The 20,155-nt window shown below is 67.9% G+C and carries 18 protein-coding genes and 1 pseudogene; 8 read left to right on the top strand and 11 right to left on the bottom strand.

The window, feature by feature from the left end:
* Positions 1-5: 5 nt before the first annotated feature.
* The 3 genes from GV792_RS10070 to GV792_RS10060 all read right to left on the bottom strand — a co-directional run bounded on the left by GV792_RS10070 (position 6) and on the right by GV792_RS10060 (position 3,204).
* A complete protein-coding gene (locus tag GV792_RS10070; RefSeq protein ID WP_163823769.1) occupies positions 6-515 on the bottom strand; it encodes a DUF2771 domain-containing protein in 510 nt (169 codons plus the stop codon).
* Positions 512-2,341, bottom strand: coding sequence for an MFS transporter (locus GV792_RS10065; RefSeq protein ID WP_163823768.1), 1,830 nt, complete (start codon positions 2,339-2,341; stop codon positions 512-514). Before GV792_RS10065 ends, GV792_RS10070 begins: the two co-directional genes overlap by 4 nt.
* A gap of 80 nt (positions 2,342-2,421) precedes the next feature.
* Entirely contained in the window at positions 2,422-3,204 is a 783-nt protein-coding gene (locus GV792_RS10060) for a glutaminyl-peptide cyclotransferase (RefSeq protein ID WP_163823767.1), read from the bottom strand.
* Between the two features lie 17 nt (positions 3,205-3,221).
* Between GV792_RS10060 and GV792_RS30065 the strand changes: the two are divergent.
* Positions 3,222-3,959 (top strand): annotated as a pseudogene (locus tag GV792_RS30065) (DUF3027 domain-containing protein); the annotation flags it as partial.
* 620 nt (positions 3,960-4,579) lie between these two features.
* A complete protein-coding gene (locus tag GV792_RS10050) occupies positions 4,580-7,318 on the top strand; it encodes a sacsin N-terminal ATP-binding-like domain-containing protein (protein WP_163823766.1) in 2,739 nt (912 codons plus the stop codon).
* Between the two features lie 19 nt (positions 7,319-7,337).
* Here GV792_RS10050 and GV792_RS10045 read toward each other — a convergent pair whose 3' ends face one another.
* A complete protein-coding gene (locus GV792_RS10045) occupies positions 7,338-7,964 on the bottom strand; it encodes a TetR/AcrR family transcriptional regulator (RefSeq protein WP_309138643.1) in 627 nt (208 codons plus the stop codon).
* 114 nt (positions 7,965-8,078) lie between these two features.
* Between GV792_RS10045 and GV792_RS10040 the strand changes: the two genes are divergently transcribed.
* Positions 8,079-10,121, top strand: a complete 2,043-nt coding sequence (locus GV792_RS10040) for a neutral/alkaline ceramidase (protein WP_163823765.1) — start codon at positions 8,079-8,081, stop codon at positions 10,119-10,121.
* 16 nt (positions 10,122-10,137) lie between these two features.
* On the opposite strand, the gene GV792_RS10035 is transcribed toward GV792_RS10040, so the two are convergent.
* Positions 10,138-10,377, bottom strand: coding sequence for a DUF2530 domain-containing protein (locus GV792_RS10035; RefSeq protein ID WP_163823764.1), 240 nt, complete (start codon positions 10,375-10,377; stop codon positions 10,138-10,140).
* Positions 10,378-10,508: 131 nt separating this feature from the next.
* Between GV792_RS10035 and GV792_RS10030 the strand changes: the two genes are divergently transcribed.
* A complete protein-coding gene (locus GV792_RS10030; RefSeq protein ID WP_309139094.1) occupies positions 10,509-10,946 on the top strand; it encodes a MarR family winged helix-turn-helix transcriptional regulator in 438 nt (145 codons plus the stop codon).
* 84 nt (positions 10,947-11,030) lie between these two features.
* On the opposite strand, the gene GV792_RS10025 is transcribed toward GV792_RS10030, so the two are convergent.
* Together GV792_RS10025 and GV792_RS10020 are read right to left on the bottom strand one after the other, a co-directional pair.
* Entirely contained in the window at positions 11,031-11,447 is a 417-nt protein-coding gene (locus GV792_RS10025) for a YccF domain-containing protein (protein ID WP_163823762.1), read from the bottom strand.
* Between the two features lie 63 nt (positions 11,448-11,510).
* The gene (locus GV792_RS10020) at positions 11,511-12,716 is read right to left on the bottom strand and encodes a GNAT family N-acetyltransferase (protein ID WP_163823761.1); all 1,206 of its coding nucleotides are present in this window, start codon (positions 12,714-12,716) and stop codon (positions 11,511-11,513) included.
* Positions 12,717-13,009: 293 nt separating this feature from the next.
* Between GV792_RS10020 and GV792_RS10015 the strand changes: the two genes are divergently transcribed.
* From GV792_RS10015 to GV792_RS10005, 3 genes are all read left to right on the top strand, one after another.
* A complete protein-coding gene (locus GV792_RS10015) occupies positions 13,010-13,987 on the top strand; it encodes a 1-aminocyclopropane-1-carboxylate deaminase/D-cysteine desulfhydrase (RefSeq protein WP_163823760.1) in 978 nt (325 codons plus the stop codon).
* A gap of 78 nt (positions 13,988-14,065) precedes the next feature.
* On the top strand, positions 14,066-14,869 hold the full coding sequence (locus GV792_RS10010; protein WP_163823759.1) for a TrmH family RNA methyltransferase: 804 nt from the start codon (positions 14,066-14,068) through the stop codon (positions 14,867-14,869).
* Positions 14,866-15,168 carry a DUF2537 domain-containing protein gene (locus tag GV792_RS10005; RefSeq protein ID WP_163823758.1) on the top strand — a complete coding sequence of 101 codons (303 nt, stop codon included), beginning with the start codon at positions 14,866-14,868 and terminating at the stop codon, positions 15,166-15,168. Before GV792_RS10010 ends, GV792_RS10005 begins: the two co-directional genes overlap by 4 nt.
* Here the strand turns inward: GV792_RS10005 and GV792_RS10000 are convergent, their stop codons facing one another.
* Positions 15,169-15,963 carry a helix-turn-helix domain-containing protein gene (locus tag GV792_RS10000; RefSeq protein WP_163823757.1) on the bottom strand — a complete coding sequence of 265 codons (795 nt, stop codon included), beginning with the start codon at positions 15,961-15,963 and terminating at the stop codon, positions 15,169-15,171. It lies immediately after the preceding gene.
* 38 nt (positions 15,964-16,001) lie between these two features.
* Here GV792_RS10000 and GV792_RS09995 point away from each other — a divergent pair, with 38 nt between their 5' ends.
* A complete protein-coding gene (locus GV792_RS09995) occupies positions 16,002-16,709 on the top strand; it encodes an alpha/beta fold hydrolase (protein WP_163823756.1) in 708 nt (235 codons plus the stop codon).
* Positions 16,710-16,720: 11 nt separating this feature from the next.
* Here the strand turns inward: GV792_RS09995 and GV792_RS09990 are convergent, their stop codons facing one another.
* The 3 genes from GV792_RS09990 to serC all read right to left on the bottom strand — a co-directional run bounded on the left by GV792_RS09990 (position 16,721) and on the right by serC (position 20,131).
* Positions 16,721-17,467: a DUF6928 family protein gene (locus GV792_RS09990; protein WP_163823755.1), complete on the bottom strand. Its 747-nt coding sequence runs from the start codon at positions 17,465-17,467 to the stop codon at positions 16,721-16,723.
* 188 nt (positions 17,468-17,655) lie between these two features.
* Positions 17,656-18,783, bottom strand: a complete 1,128-nt coding sequence (sepH, locus tag GV792_RS09985) for a septation protein SepH (protein ID WP_163823754.1) — start codon at positions 18,781-18,783, stop codon at positions 17,656-17,658.
* Between the two features lie 223 nt (positions 18,784-19,006).
* A complete protein-coding gene (serC, locus tag GV792_RS09980) occupies positions 19,007-20,131 on the bottom strand; it encodes a phosphoserine transaminase (RefSeq protein ID WP_163823753.1) in 1,125 nt (374 codons plus the stop codon).
* Between the last annotated feature and the right edge of the window lie 24 nt (positions 20,132-20,155).

Genomic DNA, 20,155 nt, shown 5'->3' with positions numbered 1-20,155 from the left:
CGTGACTATTCGGCGGTGCTGATCGACCAGGCCGCGTGCGGTACGTAGAACTCCGCGCCGGTCTCGTCCCGCGCCAGGATCGGCAGCTGCATCTCTACGCCAACCAGGCGCAGGTCCGGCTCCGGCTGCGACTCGACGGTGATGGCGCGCACCCCATCCGGGAAATCGGTGTGCCTGCTCACCTTGGCGATCTCCTCGCCGGAGGGCAGCGCGTACACCTGCTGAATCAGCCACGGTGCATCGGCGATCTCGCTGGGTAGCGACAGCTGCAGCGGGTAGCCAGGTGGCACCTCGAGGCTGACGGTCCGGCCGTAGCGGCAATCCTCCATCCGGACCGTGCAGTACATGAACGGTGCCACGGTGACCGTGCGACCGTGCGCGTAGGCGGTGATCTCCGGATCGTGCTCGTCGGCGTTCTGGACGAGCACCGTCAGCACACCGACGAAGGCTGTCGACAGCAGCAACACGCCTGCGGTTAACAGCGCGACAATGGTGCGGGCGTTGAGTTTGCTCACCGGATGGGATCCCCTCGTTTGATATCGGCGGTCTCGCCGTGGCGTCGGGCGGTGCCGGGTATGCGGGCGGTGGTGTCCGATGACGGTGCGGGCACCACCTGTTCGGCGTGCTGCGGCCGGTTGCCGCCCAGTCCGGGCAGCAGCGAATGGCCGCGATAACTCACCACAGTCTGGACCAGGCCGGCCACCAAGATCACCGACACCACCGCGAAACCCTTCCAGTAGTCGGTCGGCAGCAGCACGCCGGCCGCGCCACCCGCCACCCAGCTCAGCTGCAGCACCGTCTCCGAGCGTCCGAATCCGGACGCGATCGACTCCGGCGGCAGATCGTCCTGGATCGCGGCGTCGAGCGACACCTTCGCCAGGGCGCTGGCGCAGGCGGCGACCAGGGCGGCCAGCGCCGCGCCGAGCAGGTTGTCGGCGAAAATCGCGAACAGCGCGACCAGTGCGCATGCGGCGGTGCAGTTGACCACGATCAACGACGGCCTGCCCAGTTTGATCCGCGCACCACTGGCGTTACCGGCGAAGTTGCCGATCGCGGCGGCCGCGCCGACCACCCCGAGCATGGCGGCCTGCTGCACCGGACGGTGCTCGGTGGCCTTGGCGACGAACGCCACATAGAAGGTGAGGAATCCGGTCAGCACCCGGATGGTGCTGTTGCCCCACAGGCCGGTGACCACCGAGCGGCCAAGCGGCTGACGGCGTTTGCGTGCCGGCACCGCGGACTTCTTGCCCGAGGGGATGACCTCGGTGGCGGGGTCGTCGCTGTGATAGCTGAGGGTGGCGGGCACTTCGCCCTCGGTGATCTCGACCCAGCGCGGAATGTGCAGGCTCAGGTAGGTGCCCGCGCAGGCGATGACGACCGCGAGCACCAGCGCACCCGTCGAGCCGAACGCTGCGGCCGCGATCGCCGCGATCGCGCCGGCTCCGATCGTCCCGCCGACCAGGCCGAACACCGTCAATCGCGAATTGGTCCGGACCAGGTCTATCCCTGGTGGTAGCACGCGTGGCGTCACCGCGCTCTTCAGCACGGCAAACGATTTGCTCAGCACCATCATGCAGAGCGCCAGCGGATACAAGGCCCAGGTGTCGAAGTCGACTATGAGCACCACCGCCAGCACCGCCCGCACCGCGAACGAGGACGCAAGCGCGAGCCTGCGCCCCCGCTGCAGACGGTCGAGCATTGGCCCGATCAGCGGCGCGATCACCGCGAACGGTGCGATGGTGATCAGCAGATACAGCGCCACCTTGGTTTTGCTCTCGGCGGTCGCGCTGGCGAAGAACAAGGTGTTGGCCAGTGCGACTGCGATCGCGGCGTCCAGGGCGAAGTTCGTCATGGTCGCGTAGGTCAACGCGGTCAGGCCGGATTTGTCGGCGCCATCGGCCTTGGCCGCGCGCTGGAAGGTGGCGAACCCCTTCTCGGTGAGCTCCTTGCCGCGTAGCGCCGCGACCCTGGTGACGGTGAGCTTGCGCGGGACACGGCGGTCGTCGACACGTCCGGCATCGTCGGCCGGTGCCTGCTCCGTACGGCGGTCGTCGTCGCGGCGCGGTTGTTCGTGTGCGTCCTTGCGCATCGACCGCGTGAATCGTTTGCCCGATCCGCGGTCGTTGTCACGCTCGGCATCGCGGCCGACTTCGGTCAGCGGCCGGGTCGGCGGCGGGACGGTGCCCGGATGGTCCGGCGGTAGCGGAGGCAGCGGGCGACGTCGCCGCGGTGCGTTCGGCGGTGGGTACCGGTCGAAGCCGGGGTGCCGCTCGTTCGGTGGGTACTCTTCGCCGTCCCACCGCCCGCGATCGGGACCGGGGGGATCGCTGGGAGTATTCACAACCTCAATTCTGGCCCACAACCGTGCGTGGGGTTCACGCACTCTCCGTCGATTTCGCCGAAAGTGACGCGGTTCGCGTATCAGGAGGGCACGAAGCGGACCTCGAACATGGTGGGCCAGTACTTGCCGGTGAGCAGGAAGCGGTCGGTGCCGGGGATCTGGGTGATGCCGTTGAGGACGTCGGCGCCCGCGCGCTCGCCGGGGGAGAGCAGGCCGGAGGCATCGATCACAGCGAGGACGTCGCCGGTGTTGGGGTCGATACGCAGGATCTCGTCGGTTGGCCAGTTGTTGGCGTAGACCGATCCGTCGGTCGCGCAGTCCAGCTCGTTCAGGCGCGCCGAGTTGCGGCCCGTCAGCTCGACCGAGCCTGCGGGTGCGAAAGTGATCGGATCGCGGAAGGTGAGGGTGGCCGAACCGTCGCTCATCACCAGGCGCCCGGCCTGGGCGCACAGACCCCAGCCCTCGCCCTCGTAGGAGACCTGCCCGCGTTCTGCCAGGGTCATCGTGTCGCGGGCGAAGGCGATGCCGTCCTTCCAGGTGAGTTGCCAGAGCGTGTCGCCTGCCGTGGCGATGCCCTCGCCGAACATCGGCTGCGGCAGCTGCACGGTGGCGAGTTCGGCGCCGGTCGCGCGGTCGGTGGCGCGCACACCCGACTCGCCCGGCATGCCGGTGCTCTCGTAGAGCACTCCGTCGGTGATCTGCAGGCCCTGGGTGAAGGCCTGCGTGTCGTGTGGCGACGTGCCTACGACCTCCACGACCAGGTGTGGCGCGTTCTCGGCCGGGTCGTCGGCGCCCGCGCAGCCCGTCGCGGTGAGCAGGCAGAGCAGGGCAGCGACGGCCAGCGAACGCCGATCGGTCTCCATACGGCAAAATGTAGGCCGTGAGCGCAGTTTCTGTTTCGGACTCCGGCGTGCGGCCGATCCTGGCCGACGCCGTCGAGCTTGCCCGTCGTGCGCTCCTCGAGCTGGAGCCATCCGGGGTCGGTACGCATCTTGGTGTGTCCGCCGAGGACGACGACAACGCCGCGACGCATCGCTTCGAGGCCACGCTGCCCGGCTATCGCGGCTGGCAGTGGGCGGTCGTGGTGGCGGCGCCGCCGGGCGCGGACCATCCGACCGTCAGCGAGTCGGCGCTGCTGCCAGGACCGGACGCGTTGATCGCGCCCGACTTCGTGCCATGGGACCAGCGCATCCGGCCCGGCGATCTGGCGCCAGGCGATCTGCTGGCCCCGCCGCCGGGGGACCCCCGGCTGGCGCCCGGCTACACCGCCACCGGTGACCCCGAGGTCGACGACGTCGCCTATCAGGTCGGTCTCGGCCGCACCCAGGTACTCAGCCTCGAAGGCCGCGAAGAGGCCGCCCAGCGCTGGTACACCGAGTTCGGGCCCGACACCGAGATGGCCAAGGCCGCGCCGTCCACCTGTGGCCGCTGCGGTTTCTACCTCCCGCTGTCCGGCGCCCTGCGGGCCGCGTTCGGTGTCTGCGGTAACGCCATGGGGGCCGACGGTCACGTCGTGCACACCGAGTACGGATGCGGTGCCCACTCCGACGTCACCGTTCCCACCGGCGCCGGTTCGCCGTTGTACGAGGCGTACGACGATGCGGCGTTCGATATCGTTGCGGTGGAATCGCCGCGGGGTGGGTCGAAAACGAGTGGTGCCAACGGTGACGCTGTCGCTGCGCCAGTGACCGACGGGGTCGCGGCGGAAAGCGTGGAAGTCGCCTCCTCCGATGTCGATGCCGGCGAGGCTCCGGCCGTACAGGTCACCGCGGAGTCCGTGCTGAGCGGTGCGACGGTAATCGAGTCGAGCCACATCACCGAGGCGGCGATCACCGACCATATCGACGCAATCGCGGGTTCCGATATCGCCGATTCCGCGCTGGCCGAGGCCGGGGACTCACCGGGCCCGGTCGCGGCACACGACGCTCAGCCGGAAATCACCCCGCTGACGCCGGGTGATGAGATCGCTCAGCCGGCTGCCGAGACGGCGAAGCCGGACGCGGCCAAGGACACCATCGACTCCGAGTCGTCGGACCAGTCCACCCACTCGGCTCCCGAATCCGGTTCGAACGGCACTGCGACCGAATCCGATGTGACGACCACCGCGAGTGCCGAGCAGATCGCTGACACTGATTCCGCGGCGGAGACGGACGCCAAGGCGGAGCCAGGATCATCGGCGCAGAGCTGAGCGCGCCTGGGGGCGACGACCCGTTCGATACGGCGGTTCTGCGCTCAGGTGTGCTTGCCGCGTGGCGGGATTCGCCGACGCGGTTGCGTGAGGATGCGGCCACCGAGGCTGATCTGGTGCGTGCCGGGTATCGGGATCGGCTGCTGACCGAGCTGGCGCAGAACGCCGCCGATGCCGCTGCGAAAGCCGGAACACAGGGGCGGGTCGCGGTATGGCTCGACGGCCGCACTCTGCATGTATCGAATACCGGTGCGCCGCTGGATCTTTCCGGCGTACATGCGCTGACGGCCCTGCGCGCGTCGGGTAAGTCCGATCCCGCCGCCACCGTCGGGCGCTTCGGCGTCGGCTTCACCGCGGTGCTGACGGTCAGCGATGAGATCGAACTCCGTTCGACCACTGGATCAGTGCGGTTCTCCCGAGACCGCACTCGGGAAGCTTTGCGGCAGTCCGGAATCCACCTTCCGGGTAGCCCGTCTGCCGAGGAATCGAGGCCACCCGCGCTGCGCTTGGTTTGGCCGGGCTCGACGGTGCCGGCGCCCGGGACCGATTCCGAGATCGTGTTGCGTTTGCGCGACGATATCGACGCCGAGGGCTTGCTCGCGGCCATGCGGGACGAGGCCGCCGACCTCTTGCTCGAGCTACCCGCGCTGCACACTATCCGAGTCGGTGATGACGAATTCACCAGTGCGGCAAGCACCTCGACCGACGCAGGTGTGGAGGAGTTGCGGATCACCGGCCCGGATGTGGACCAGCGCTGGTGGCAGTATCGAACGCCCCGCGCGAGGTGGCTGCTACCGATCCGCGACGGTAGGCCGGTGCGCGCGGCACAGGATGTCTTGCGCGCGCCTACCCGCTCCGACGAGGAACTGTCACTGCCCGCCCTGCTCATCGCGGACGTCCCGATGCAGCCCGACCGCCGCCGACTGCTCCCAGGCGCGCATCTGGCCGAACTGGTCTCGGGGTACGCCGATTTCGCGTGCGCCCTACCACCGCGCGATCGCCTCATCTTGGTGCCGGTCCCTGGTTTCGCCCGCAGCGAGGCCGACGGCTTGCTCCGCGAAGCCATCGTCCGCGAAATGCAAACCCACCCCTGGCTCCCGGTCCAGCGAATCGGGAAGGATGGGGGAGCCGACGATGCCGTCGCCCTACCGACCCGGGCCAGTGTATTCCCTGGTCTCAGCCCCGAATTGGCACACATGCTCGCCGAGGTGCTCGGTCCGCTGGTGATTCCGGAACTCTCGGGCGGCCCGCACGCCGAGGCGCTGTCGGTCCTCGACGTACACCGAATCGGCCTGGCGCGTCTGGCCGAATTGTCGGCCGGGCTGCAACGCTCGCCGCACTGGTGGCGCGAGCTGTATGCGGCGCTCGAGCCCTACGTCACCGACCCGCTCGCGGTGGAGGAGCTGGGCGCGCTCGCGGTGCCGCTGGCCGACGGGCGTCTGGTCACCGGCCCGCGCACCGCCGTCCTCGATGACGAACTGCAGGTGCCGATTCCGGTGCACTGGGCGCGACTGATCCATCCGGAGGCCACGCATCCGCTGCTGTCGCGGCTCGGGGCACGGCAGGCGAGTGTGTCGGATCTGCTGTCGGATCCGGGGTTGCGGGCGGAACTCGAGGACAATCCCGGCGAACCGGACACCGTCGATGCGGTGCTGCGACTGGCCGCCCATGCCGATCCCGCGGCGTTGCCCTCGTGGCTGGGTCTGGTCGAAGTGACCGACGACGCGGGCGAATTGCTGCCCGCCGATGAGCTGCTGCTGCCCGGTGCGCCGTTGTTCGAGGTCTTGGCAGCCGATTCCCCCTTCGGCACTGTCGACCGGGAGATGGTCGATCGTTACGGTGCCCAGGCCTTGCGGGCGGTGGGCGTCGGTTGGGATTTCGCGATCGTCACCGAAACCGATCCGACCGGCCCCGATCACGATCTCCCGGATGAAGAGGCCTGGTGGGCGGGGCTGTCCGAGGACCCGCCCGAGTTGATCGCCGTCCGCGATCTCGATCTGGTCGACGACACCGCCTGGTCCCGAGCCCTGCACCAGCTGGCCGCAGGCGAGCGGACCCGGCCGCTGCTGGCCGACCCGAACGGTTACACCGCCTGGTGGTTGCGCAGGTTCGCTCGGATCGACGGCACACCACTCGGGGTGTTGCGGCATCCGGACGAACCGGAGTTCGCCGGCCTGCTCGCCGAATTCGCCGCCCCTGGATTCTCGCGCGACGAGATCGATGCGCTACGTCCCGTCCTTGCCGACCCCGCGGCCATCACACCGGACCTCGCCGCGGCACTGCTTACGGCGCTCGCGGACCCGGCGAAAACGCCGGCACCGCAGGTCACGGCACGCACCCACGCGCTGCTCGCGGCGGCCGAGGAGCATCTCGACCTCACCGAGCTCGCCCTGCCCGACCTGGTGCGAGCCCTGTCCGGCGCGACGGTCGATCCGGCCGACGCGATGGTCCTGGACCAACCGTGGTTCGGTCTGGCGATTCCGCCGGAGCGGCTTGTCACCGGCGCCGTCGAGTCGGCTCCTGCGCTGGCGACCCTGCTGGATCTTCCGCTCGTCTCCGAAGTCGTGACGGCCGAGGTGATCAGCACCGGGCGGGTGAGTACCTGGGCGAACGAACCGATGGGCGTGGTTCTGCGCCAACTGTTCCGGCTACCCGACGACTCCGGCGATCTGGTGCTGCACGACGAGCTGCGCGTCCGCTTGGCCGGTGCGGTGGCGGACACGGTTTCGGTGCCGTGGTGGCGCGAGGGCGAGACAACGCATATCCGAAACCCGCAGGCCCGGGCCTGATCCGGTCGCGGCGACCGTGTTATTTCGCGTAGGTGCTCAGCATCTCGCTGAGGACGTCCAGCTGCGTGCGCACACTCTCGCTGTCGTTGTCCACCAGCCAGCGCAGCACGATCCCATCGATCACGCTCAGGGTGAATCGCGACAAGGTCTGCACCGGCACCGACCATTCCGTCGACGTCGCGTCGCGCGCGTGGTCGAGGATGTCGGCGACCGTCGAATCGTTGAACGCGTACTGCTCTCGCGCGATCGCCAATTTCGCGGGCGTCTGCTCGCCCTCGCGCAGCGCGTAAGTGGTGGTCTCGTAGGTGAGCAGCTGACGTTCCGGTGTGGCTTCGATGTTGAGCCACATGAGTTCCAGACCCGCACGTACCAAAGATTGCAGGGCCGCTTTTCCGGTTCCTGCGTCCTGCCATACCGTTTCATTGGCGTCGACGGAATCGCGCAATTCCATCGAGAGCGCTTTGACCAGCTCGGTCATCAGCGCGTCCTTGTTTTCGAAACAGTAATGCACCACACCTAGCGACACGCCTGCCGCTTGCGCGACATCGCGCGTGGTCACGCCCGCTACACCCTTTTTCTCGGCAAGGCCGATCGCGGCCTCGATAAGGTGGGCCCGTCGTTCTTCGACGCTCAATCGGGAGGACACGTGAGCGAGTTAAGCGCTCGCGACGCGAACAGTCAATTCGCCGACCCGGAAATTTGGTACTGGACGATCGTCCAGATGTGTGGTTCGCTGCCATCTGATCGAAGGGAGTCTGTGATGTCGGTAACGCGCAGGACGATGCTCGCCCGGGCTGCGGTGGGCTCGGCCGCACTCGCGGCGGTGCCCGGGCTGTCGGGTGTGTTCGCGGCATCGGCAGGCGCGGAGCCCGGCGAGTACGAGATCGGCGCGGGCCTGTCCGACATCACCGGTCCTGCCGCGGAGTGCGGCATGATGGGCTACTCCCAGCAGGACCAGACCACCGCGGGCATTCACCTGCGACCGCGCGCAAGGGCGTTCATCATCGCCGCCGGTGGCCGCAGGATCGTCTACGTTGTCGCCGACAACGGCATGGTCTTCCAATCCGTGCACCGCGGCGTCGTGCTCGAGCTCGCCAGCCGATTCGGCGATCTGTACACCGAGCAGAACGTGCTGCTGACCTCGACGCATTCGCACGCCACCTGCGGTGGTTCCGCCCACGACTACGCCTACAACCTGTCCATTCTCGGATTCCAGCAGCAGGTCTACGACGCCGAGGTGCAGGGCATCGTCGAGGCCATCGCCGCCGCGCATGCCGATCTGGGCCCCGGCTCGCTCGCGCTGGGGCGCGCACAGCTGCACGATGCCAGCGTCAACCGGTCTCGAATCGCCTTCGACCGCAATCCTGAAGCCGATAAGCGGCACTTCCCGGATGCCATCGACCCGGCGGTCACGGTGTTGTCGCTGCGCAAGGGTGGGCGTGAGGTCGGCGCCATCACCTGGTTCGCCACACACAACACTTCGATGACCAACAAGAACCGGTTGATCAGCTCGGACAACAAGGGTTACGCCTCGTTCAGCTTCGAACACACCGAGCACGGTGTGCGATATCTCGATGGCAAAGCCGACTTCATCGCGGCCTTCGCGCAGACCAATTCCGGTGATATGTCACCGAATCTGAATCTGCGGCCAGGTTCCGGGCCGACAGACAACGAATTCGACAACACCCGCATCCTCGGTGATCGGCAATACCGCGCCGCGAAGTCCGCGCTGTCGGCGGCGACATCGATCGACGGGCCGGTCGACGCAATGCTGTGTTACATCGATCTGGCCGATATCGCCGTCGACGGCCACTTCACCCCGGACGGCCGACCACGCCGCACCTCGCCGGCCGCGGCGGGTGTTTCGCTCATCGCAGGCAGTGTCGAGGACGGCCCTGGCCTGCCGGGTGGGCCGGTGCCGGAGGGCGTCACCAACCCGTTCCTGTCCGCGGTCGGTGATCCGAACGCACCTGCGCCCGCCTGGCTCGCCGATGCGCAGGCGCCCAAGGCGATCGCCGCACCGCTCGGTCTGTTGCCGCCGGTGCCGTGGGTGCCGAATGTGCTGCCGATCCAGCTGGTCCGCATCGGTGAGCTGTATCTCGCGGCGGCGGGTGGTGAGTTCACCATTGTGTCCGGCCTGCGGGTGCGCCGAGCGGTCGCCGCGGCACTCGGCGTGGACATCGGGCAGGTACTGATGCAGGGGTACGCCAACGCCTATCACGAATACGTGACCACGCCGGAGGAGTACGACGCCCAGCAGTACGAGGGCGCCTCGACGCTGTACGGCCGCTACACCCTGTGCGCCTACCAGCAGGAATTCACCCGACTGGCAACGGCCTTCGCGGCCCGTCAGCAGATCGCGCGTGGCCCCGCGCCGCGTGATGTATCCGGCATGCAACCGAACTTCGTTCCCGCACCCGGACCGGATGTCACTCCACCGGGCCGGGGCTTCGGCGACGTGCTGGTGCAGCCGGCGTCCGTCTGCGCACTCGGGACCCGCGCCGAAGTCGAATTCGTCTCGGCGCATCCGAAACACAATCCCCGCCGCAACGGCACCTTCCTCGAAGTGCAGCGGCGTACGGGGTCCGGCCGCTGGGAGCGGGTGGCCAACGAGGGTGAATGGGCGGTGCGGTTCCATTGGAGCTCACCCGGTCCCGGCATCTCGGTGGCCCGGTTCACCTGGGATATTCCGGGCGATGCGACGCCCGGCCGGTACCGATTCCAGCATTTCGCCGATCGGCGCGGTGCCGATGGATCACTGACACCGATCACCGGCACCAGCGACGAATTCGATATCCGCTGACCCGATCGAGCCGAGCTCAGAGCCCGGTCTGCGCACCCTTGTCGCCGCGGCGCGCACCGCGCCGCTGAATGAAGAAGATCGTGTACCCGAGCAACCCGACCGCAAGCCCCATCAGGCAGACCGGCCGCGCCGTCTCCCATCGGTCTCCGCTCAGGAACACCACCACCGTGGCCAGCGCCCACAACGCGCTGCCGACCGCGAGGACAGGCCGAGGATCGGTGAGTCGCGGTGGGATCTGCGGAACCTTCTGGGTCACGCTGCCAGATTAGTGGACGCCGACGACGAAGTCGGTTGTCGGCCTGGGGGCATGGCAGCAGCTGATGCGGAGGTACGCGGACCGGGCGAACATGCATGAACTCGGGGCACTGTCCCGTATCGTGCACAACTGTGACAACGCCATCGGATGTTCGGGAGCTCGCGGGTGAGCTGTCGCTGGCGGTCGTGCGTTTGACGCGGCATCTGCGCGGGCGACGGACCGATTCGCAGATCTCGTTGACCCAGCTCTCGGTGCTGGCCACCCTGCACCGCGACGGTGCCATGACCCCCGGTGCTCTCGCCGCCAGGGAGCGGGTGCAGCCGCCGTCGATGACCAGGGTCATCGCCTCGCTCACCGATCTCGGTCTGGTGGCACGCAAACCACATCCGACCGATGGCAGGCAGATCATCGTGTCGCTGTCGGCGACGGGCCGTGCGTTGATCGCCGATGAGGCCAGCGCCCGTGAGGCATGGATGACCGACCAGCTCGCCAGCCTGACCCCGGATCAGCTCGATGTGCTGTCGCGCGCGGTCACGATCATGAAGCAGATCGTCGCCGAATCCGAATAAGGCGTACCTCCGCATTCGCTATAAGGCGTACCTCCGCATTCCCTCCGGCCATGCGCGGTCTGACGACGGGCTACGCCCGGTAACTCAGGACGAATAGCGGTAGTTCGGGGCGAATGCCTGATCCGAATCCACGATGTCCTTGCCCAGCGGGAACAGCGCGAGCGGGATCAGCTTCAGGTTCGCCCAGCCGAACGGAATGCCGATGATCGAGATGAACAGCGGGATGCTGGTGAGCAGATGGCCGAGTGCCAGCCACCAGCCCGCGACCACGAACCAGATGATGTTGCCGATCAGCGAGCCCGCACCGGCGCCCGGCTTGTCCACGGTGGTGCGTCCGAACGGCCACAGTACGTAGGCGGCATTGCGCAGTGCGGCGACGCCGAAGGGGATGGTGATGATGAGAATGAAGCAGATCACCGCCGCGATCAGGTAGCCGACCGCCATCCAGAATCCGGCGAAGATCAGCCAGAGGATATTGAGGATGAGCCGGATCACCTGCATGATTCGAGCATGCCAGGATCGACCGGGGTTTGCATCCCCCTGAGGCACCTGGCGTGCTCCTGCTCAGAAGAACCAGCCGAGTTCGGCATCACGTTCGGCGGCGAATGCCTGGTCCACGGCACGCACCACGCCGGAATCCTTCGTTCGCAGCCGGTTCGCCGCGGCGAATCCGCGCGCCGGATGTGCGCCCAGATACAGGCTGCCGAGCACGTCGATCCCGAGTTCCAGCTCGGCATCCCGGTCGGTCGGCGCGCATTCGGCGACGCCGTCACGGACCCGCAGCGCGAAGGTGCCGCCCGCCTCGCGGAAGGGATCGTGCACCGCGAGCACCACGTCCAGGTCGGAGTGATAGGAGCGCGCCGACAGGGCGGCGGGAACGTCCATGAGCCGCAACCACAATCCGTCGTAACGGCCGGTGGTCCGAACGAGCCGCGGATCGGTCAGCAGATACTCGAGCGGGTCGCCGTCAGTGACCACGGCCTCGATCCGATCCACCAGATCCAGGCCGAGCAGGGCGCGCCACAGCGCGGCGTGGGCGTCGGTGGTCACAGTGCGCAGTTCGACCACCTCGACCACCGAACCGTCGGGGCCGTGACGATAGCGGTACAGCGCGTAACCGTCGGGATGCAGCAGCACGAACAGGTCGGTGCCGCCGCCGCGGAAACGTTCGGGATCACCGAAGCGAATCGCCCAGGCGGCATCGGGACGCACCTGTGCACCGGGGACCACGCGACGCCAACGGTCGTAGACGGCCCGGATCGCCTCGCCGGCGGCGGGCAGCGCTACCACGTCGACCCCACCCGGATCCGGTGCCGACGGCAGGAACGCCGCCGCACGCCGGTTCACCCGGATGCTCTTCTCGACCACAGCGGGTCCGTAGCCGAAGCGTCCGTAGATCCCGCCCTCGCTCGCGGTGAATATGGTCAGCGGCAGCCCGGCGGCCTCGGTGCGCCGATGCTGCTCGGTGTACATGGCGCGCAGGATGCCGCGGCGTCGATGGGTTGGCGCCACGGCGACGCCGGAGATCCCGGCCGCGGAGACCTCGTGGCCACCGGGGACGGTGACCGTCATCGTGGCGGACTGGGTGTGCCCGACGACCCGGCCGCCCGTCTCGGCGACCAGCGCCTGCTCCAGCGGGAACAGCCGCGGACTGTGTTCGTTTTCCTCCGGTGAGGTGCGCGTCGCGAAACTCACCTCGAGCAGGAGCTTGATGGCGTCAGCATCGGCGGGTGTCGCCGACCGGATCACGACTTCGTCCTGGATGGCCATGTACCGACGATGCCATCTCGACGACCGGACGCGCACTCGATTTCTTTGCGATCACGCCGGTGAGAGTTCCGCGAGGATGCTCATGGTTTCACGCGTCGCCGACCTGATAACTGGGCGCCGACGGTCTGCGACGTGTTCGTGAGCTCGCTGTTGCGGTGCCGCGTGGTCCGGAATATAGTCCGCCGCATCGAGAATTTGGTCATTGGTCCAACATTGTCGGACGGGATGTCATGCGGCAATGCCGGAGCCCGTCTCGGCGGCACGTGGATCGGCCCTGAAGACGGCGGTAGTCAATGAACAGCCTGCTGCACAAGAGATTCCCGCATCTGTCGCTGCCGTATGACCGGCTCGGCGACGGTCCGACGCCCGTGCGTGAAATCAACTGCCGAGGATTGCGCTCGCCTGTCTGGGTCAAGGACGAGAGCGGGTACGGCCGTGGCGGGTGGGGTGGCAACAAGGTGCGGAAGCTGGAATGGCTGTTGCCCGACGCGCATCGGCGAGGCACCCACACGATCCTGACCGTCGGCGGCCTCGGCACCAACTGGGGCCTGGCCACAGCGCTGTACGCCCGTGCGTACGGCATCCACACCGCGCTGGGGTTGATCGACCAGCCCGTCGACGACCACATCCGGCGTCAGCTGCAACGGCTGCGTGAGTCCGGCGCGTCACTGCACTTCGCGCACTCCAAAGCCCGCCTGATCGCCATCGCGCCGTGGCTGTTCGTTCGACATTCACACCGATGCCGGCCGCCGTACTACCTGCCTGCCGGTGGCTCATCGGCGCTTGGCGTGCTCGGTCATGTGGAGACGGCACTCGAGCTGGCCGATCAAGTCGCCGCCGGCGCCGTGCCCGAGCCTGGATACATCGTGACGGCGGTCGGCTCCGGCGGCACCGCGGCGGGCCTCGCGCTCGGCCTGCGGCTGGCCGGGCTGCGCACCCGGGTGCTCGGCGTGGTCGTCAACGACACGCTGCCGCTCGACAGCGTTACCCTCACCCGCCTGGCCGGCAAGACCGCCCGTCTACTGAACTCGCATGGTGCCCACGTCGACGACGCCGCGGCGGACATTGATACCGAGTACGGCTGGCTCGGGCCGGGATACGGGCACGTGACGGCCGCCGCGGCGGAGGCGGCCAAGGTGGCAGCCGACGCCGGTCTCGCACTCGAGATGACATACACAGCGAAGGCTTTTGCGGCGTTGATCGACCTCGATAGGGCCGGCCGTTTCGCCACCGAACCGGTTGTCGTCCTCAACACACACGGACCCCGATGAATCCACACTGATTCTCGGTGGGCCGCACGTTTCGGGGTGGGTCGGGCCGGACGCCGCGCGATTGGCAGGATGTCGGGCGTGGCGGTGGTTGTGGATATCGACGACGTGAGCGATCCGCGGGTCGACGACTTCCGGGATCTGAAGTCGGTCGATCGCAGGCCCGACCGTCCCGGCGGCAAGGGACTGGTGATCGCCGAGGGCGTGGTGGTCGTACAGCGGATGCTGGAGTCGCCGTTCCGCCCGCACGCGCTGCTCGGTACCGCGAAGCGATGCACGGAACTGGCCGCCGACCTCGAGCAGATCGACGCGCCCTACTTCCGGGCCTCGGCCGAGGTCATGGCCGAGGTGGTCGGCTTCCACCTCAACCGTGGCGTGCTGGCCGTCGCGCACCGGCCACCCGAACGCACCCTCGACGAGGTCATCGCAGGCGCGCGCACCGTCGCCGTCCTCGAGGGCGTGAACGACCACGAGAACCTCGGCTCGATGTTCCGCAATGCGGCCGGGCTCGGCGCCGACGCCATTCTGTTCGGCGAGCGCTGCGCCGACCCGCTGTATCGGCGGGCCGTGCGGGTCTCGATGGGGCATGTGCTGCGAGTGCCGTTCGCGCGCGTCCCGGACTGGCCCGACGGTCTGGACATTCTGCGCCGCGAAGGGTTCCAGATCATCGCGTTGACGCCGAATCCGGCGGCGGTGAATCTCGCGACGGCCATGACCGGCGATCGGGTAGCGCTGCTGCTCGGCGCCGAGGGGCCAGGACTGACCGAGACCGCCATGGCGGCCACCGACGTCCGCGCGCGCATCCCGATGAGCCCTGGCACCGATTCGCTGAATGTGGCGACCGCGGCCGCGATGGCGTTCTATGAACGCGTGAGGACGACATGAGCGATCTGTCGAACGGCCCCTACGGGCCCTGCCGCGACTACCAGGACCCGACCCCGTGGTCGGCGGGTATCACTGTGACGGTGCTGGTCGCTGCCCTCACGACGGTCGCGGTCTACGCTTTCGGCGCCGCACTGGCCGAGGTCCATCCGCTGCTGTCGGTGGCGGTCAACCTGGTCGCGGTCGGCGGGGTTGCGCCCACCGCATGGCGCTGGCGGTCGGCACCTGTCACCCGCTGGGTGCTCGCGGGCGGCGCGATCGGTGTACTGCTGGCGTGGCTCGGGCTGCTGCTCGGCGGGTAATCACACCGGTTGCGGGGACACCTCGTCGTCGATGATCTGCATATCGCCGCCGATCCCGATGAAGGCGGTCGGGGTGAGCCCGAACATCGCCCGGAACGTATCGCTGAAGTGCGAGGGTGAGGCGAAGCCTGCGTCGACCGCGGCGCGGGTCAGATCATGTCCTGCCGCATAGGCCCGCGCCACCTGCAACATGCGGGCCCATTGGACGTAGCGCCGGAAACTGGTGCCGGTCTGCTCGGTGAAGGTGCGCAGGAAATGCGAGGTGGAAAGCCCAGCGAGACCGGCGCTTTCCGGTGCGCGCTGTGCGCGCGCCGGATCGGCACGGATGGCGGCGGCGACCGCAGCGATCCGCGGGTCACACACCGCGGGTACAGGGATGCTTGCCAGCTCCAGTAGCCGTCCGACATCGGGTACCGGGTCCCGGCACAGTGCGATGATGTCGGCCTCGTTGGCGTGATCGACCGAATACCCACCGACCGACCGTGTCATCCCACCCAGGCACCGGGCCACCCGCGCGGAGGTCGGGTCGAAGAAGCAGAACAACATCCGGCCGTCGCTGTCGACCAGATGGTGGGTCACCCTGGCGCGGAACAGGAAACTACGCGCGGTGATATCGGACCCGTCGCCGACCCGGACCCGAAACGGCGCATCGATACCGACACCGAGTGAAGCGATCGCGGTGGAATGTGCGGCCAGTCCGAGGCTCGGCCCCAGATAGACCGCATGCCCCGGCCGCAGCCACAGCTTCGCCACGGGTGTTTCGGCGCACGTTTCCGGAAGTGCCGACCGTGTCATGGGCGCGACGATACCGGGACAACCAACAGGAGGCGACGATGACCACCGACCGAATCGAACCCGTGACGAGCCCATCCCCGATCGCCCTGCGAGACATCACCGTGGACGGTGCCGGGCTCCACTACGCCGAAGCCGGGACCGGTGATCCGCTGGTGCTGCTGCACGGTTGGCCGGAAAGCCATCTGGCCTGCCACGACTACGGCGGCTTCCTCGGGCTCGGATTCGTCCAGCGGTATCCCGAGCGGGTCCGTCGCTTCGCACTCTTCAATCCGCGCGCGCACCGCACCTTCATCCCGCCGTACTACCTCCTGTTCGGGATGTTCACCGTGGCCGCGCGGCACCGAGTCACCCGGCCGCTGCTCGCCGCCGCACCGATCTACTGGGTGCACCGCTGGGGGATGGCAGGCTATCTGCGCAACGGCACCTTCGATTCCGCTCGTCTCGACCGCTACCTGCAGATGCTCCGCACACCGGAGGGACGTCGCTGGTACGCCCATTTCTGGGCGGGCTACCAGGTGCGTGAGCGGCCGGAACTGGCGGTGCGGCTGGCCGAGATCACCTGCCCGACCACCATCATCTGGGGCGTCCGCGACCCAGCCATTCCGATCACCACCGCCGAGCAGCTCGCCCGCGATATCGACGGCGCCGAGCTCGTGCGCATCAATGCTGACCACTTCCTCATGGAGCAATGCCCTGAGCAGGTGACCGAAGCACTACGCCGCTGGCTGCACCGTCCGGCCCGCTGAGTGCCGTGACCTCACCCCACCGGATCCCCACGGCGCAACCATGACAGTAGTCCGCGACGGGGTTTACCGTTCGCGAGATGCGGCCGGCTCTCGGCGATCAGCGTCGCGGGATCGGGTGCTTGTCCCTTGGGGTACAGCGTGAAACCGCATACCGAGATATCGCCGGGCAGCAGTGCGCCGTCGGCGGCCGGTGCGCGGTAATGGAATCCGAGCCATTCGCTATTGGCCGCATCGGCGAAATCGGGGGGATCGAACGGCAGAATCTGCGGGTCGGGCAAATCGCCCACCTGCAATCGGACCGGATGCTCACCCGCCCAATAAGTACGCTCCCACACCAGCGGCAAGCCCTCGTCTTCGAGGATGTTCACTCGGTTGGCGCTGAATGCGCGCCGGAATTCGCCACGCTCCCAATGCGCGAACGAACCCCAGCGGTGCGCGGTGTCGAAGGCGATCAGATAGGTGTGCTCGGAAGCCAGCGGCCGGATCAGCGGCGTTGGCAACGCGGTCGGGCGCACCCGTGCCATCTGTGGCGAACACACCACGGTGACACCGGGATAGCAGCCGATGTATACCTCGTCGGCGTCGGGCCCGGCGCAGCCGCCGAGCGTGCCGACCATGATCGGCACCACGTCGCTGTCGGGGTGCAGCTGTTCGGCCAGCGCTCGTGCGGCCTCGGGATCGGATGCGTGATCCTCCTGCAGCACCGCCGCCGGATCGGGTGCGTCGACGTACCAGAGTGACGAAGCCTTGGACAGCATTTTTCGGCACCTCCCGAGTTGCACGAAAGAGCTCCGCGAACTTCGGGCAACGCACGGTGCGCCGAACGCGTTCCGTGCATGCCCTCGCCGACCGCAGTCGACAACACACCGAAAAATCTACCCGCCCCCGCCGCACAATGCTGCGGCTTTGCCCGTTACGACATCGGCGTACCTGCGCCGACGCGGGCTCAGTGACCGGAGCTGCGAACTCCGAGCAACACGTCTTCCCACGACGGCATGGGCGCCTTACCGCGCTTGGTGCGGGCGGGCTTGGCGGCAGCCTTGCCGTTACCCGCCTTGGCGTCCTCGACGGCGTTCTTGGCTTCGGGCTCGGCCGATTCCGTTGTCGCAGTCAGGACCTCGGGTGCTTCGGCAGGGTTACTGTCAGCGGCGGGCTCGGCGCGGCCGTTGGATTCGGCTCTGGTGTCGACGTCGGTGCGCGCGGCGGGCTCGGCCTCGACACGCCCACCCGCGGTCGGCGCCTTTGGTCCGGTGGCCGCGGCGCTGGTTGCCGAACCACCGGCCGCCGGAATCGGGCCCGTTGTCCCCGCGGCGGGTAGTGCGGTGGTGCCGCCCGCGGCGACCGCGCGCTGCTCGTAGAACTGTTCGAGCGCAGGCTGATTCTGCGGGAGGGCGGCGGTTTCGCGCGGCTGCCTCGGCTCGGCGGGCGGTTCGACCGGCGCAGGTGCCTCCGGCTCCTCCGGAAGGATCGTGGCCAGACCACGCAGCGCGCGTCCGAAATCGGGATCGATCAGATCGGCGGCCGGATCATCGAGCGGGGAGACCGTGCCACCGTGCGCGTCCGGCTGGTACCGCCAATGCGCGGCGATCTCCGAACGTCCGTTCTGCCACTGCAGCTGGGCGACCCAGAAACCCTTCTCGTCTTTCCATGCATCCCATTCGGCATTTTCCAAGGTGTGCCCGCGCGCGGTGAACGCGGCGGTGACGACATCGATGAGAATTTCCACCGCGGGGCCGTCGGGCCGTACCGGATGGGCCTTCTGCGCCAGTTCGGCGGCACGGGCCCGTTCCAGCAGGACCGGGTAGGCGAAACGTTCTACCCGGCTGGCGGGCATGCCGGATTCGTCGGTGACCTGGGCTACGGAGGCACCGGCTCGGATACGGGCCTGGATATCGCGTGGTCGCATAGTCGCTTCCATTTCGATCTCGATCTGGCCGAATCGGGCAAGGTCTCCGCGGGCGGCGGCACGCAGTTTGTCATCGGCGGGAAGCCGGAATTTCTGGCCGCTTTCGGTGTCCACACAGACGATATGGGCGGAATCGGGCGTCACACCGATCACTCGAAGTTCACGCACCGTTACCTCCTTATCGCGTCGGCTCGCGACACCGCCCACGTTCTGGAACAGTAGTGCACTTCTGTAAATCCCGCCGCAAGACACGCGGCATCGAAATCTACCCCTATCGCGCCGCGCACGGCTAATCTGCTCTATTCCGTTGCGAACCAAGCAGTTTCCCCCGCTTGACAAAAGAGAACCCGCCACGCGGTCGGCGCGGCGGGTTCTCGCTGGTTTCGACGGCTCAGGCGAGCTTTTCCACGACCCAGTCGACGGCCTTGGTCAGCTGGGTGACGTCCTCGGGATCGATGGCCGGGAACATGCCGATACGCAGCTGGTTACGGCCCAGCTTGCGGTAGGGCTCGGTGTCGACGATGCCGTTGGCGCGCAGCACCTTGGCCACCGCGGCGGCATCGACCGAATCGGCGAAGTCGATGGTGCCGACGACCTGCGAGCGGTGCGCCGGATCGGTGACGTACGGGGTGGCGTATTCGCTCGACTCGGCCCACGAGTACAGGCGCGAGGACGAATCGAGGGTCCGCTTGACCGCCCAGTCCAGGCCGCCGTTGCCATTGAGCCATTCGATCTGGTCGGCGAACAGCAGCAGCGTGGCCAGCGCCGGGGTGTTGTAGGTCTGGTCCTTGGTGCTGTTATCGATCGCGATCGGCAGCGACAGGAAGTCGGGGGTCCAGCGACCCGAGGACTTGATCTCCTCGACGCGGGCCAGTGCGGCCGGGCTCATCAGCGCGATCCACAGACCACCGTCGGCGGCGAAGCACTTCTGCGGCGCGAAGTAGTAGACGTCGGCGTCGGTGATGTTCACCGGAAGACCGCCCGCACCGGAGGTGGCGTCGATGGCGATGAGCGCGTTCTCCGAGCCGGCCGGACGCTGCACCGGGATGGACACACCGGTCGAGGTCTCGTTGTGTGCCCAGCCGATCAGGTCGACCGACGGGTCGGAGACCGGCTCCGGCGCGCTGCCCGGATCGGCCGAGACGACGATCGGGTCGCCGATGAACGGGTTGTTCTTGGCCACCGAGGCGAACTTCGAGCTGAACTCACCGTTGGTCAGGTGCAGCGAACGCTCCCGGATCAGGCCGAAGGCCGCGGCGTCCCAGAACGCGGTGGTGCCACCGTTGCCGAGCACGACCTCGTAGCCGTCCGGCAGCGAGAAGAGCTCACGCAGGCCCGAGCGCACCCGCGCCACGACATCCTTGACCGGCTTCTGCCGATGACTGGTTCCGAACACCGAGGCGCCCACCTCGACCAGGGACCGCAACTGCTCCGGTCGCACCTTGGAGGGGCCGCAGCCGAAACGTCCGTCGGCGGGCTTGAGGTCGTCGGGAATGGTCGGGAACGCACTGGTCATGGCGAACAGCGTAGTCGCGGTATC

Origin of the sequence: Nocardia cyriacigeorgica, assembly GCF_010868145.1 — a bacterium.
GTDB lineage: Bacteria > Actinomycetota > Actinomycetes > Mycobacteriales > Mycobacteriaceae > Nocardia > Nocardia cyriacigeorgica_D.
This window is presented reverse-complemented; position numbering and strand designations above follow the sequence as displayed.

Bases quoted from the DNA above. Each gene is read 5' to 3' on its own strand.
- GV792_RS10060 (WP_163823767.1), bottom strand. From the start codon at position 3,204: ATGGAGACCGATCGGCGTTCGCTGGCCGTCGCTGCCCTGCTCTGCCTG.
- GV792_RS10040 (WP_163823765.1), top strand. From the start codon at position 8,079: ATGTCGGTAACGCGCAGGACGATGCTCGCCCGGGCTGCGGTGGGCTCG.
- GV792_RS10025 (WP_163823762.1), bottom strand. From the start codon at position 11,447: ATGCAGGTGATCCGGCTCATCCTCAATATCCTCTGGCTGATCTTCGCC.
- GV792_RS10020 (WP_163823761.1), bottom strand. From the start codon at position 12,716: ATGGCCATCCAGGACGAAGTCGTGATCCGGTCGGCGACACCCGCCGAT.
- GV792_RS10015 (WP_163823760.1), top strand. From the start codon at position 13,010: ATGAACAGCCTGCTGCACAAGAGATTCCCGCATCTGTCGCTGCCGTAT.
- GV792_RS10005 (WP_163823758.1), top strand. From the start codon at position 14,866: ATGAGCGATCTGTCGAACGGCCCCTACGGGCCCTGCCGCGACTACCAG.
- GV792_RS10000 (WP_163823757.1), bottom strand. From the start codon at position 15,963: ATGACACGGTCGGCACTTCCGGAAACGTGCGCCGAAACACCCGTGGCG.
- GV792_RS09995 (WP_163823756.1), top strand. From the start codon at position 16,002: ATGACCACCGACCGAATCGAACCCGTGACGAGCCCATCCCCGATCGCC.
- GV792_RS09990 (WP_163823755.1), bottom strand. From the start codon at position 17,467: ATGCTGTCCAAGGCTTCGTCACTCTGGTACGTCGACGCACCCGATCCG.
- serC (WP_163823753.1), bottom strand. From the start codon at position 20,131: ATGACCAGTGCGTTCCCGACCATTCCCGACGACCTCAAGCCCGCCGAC.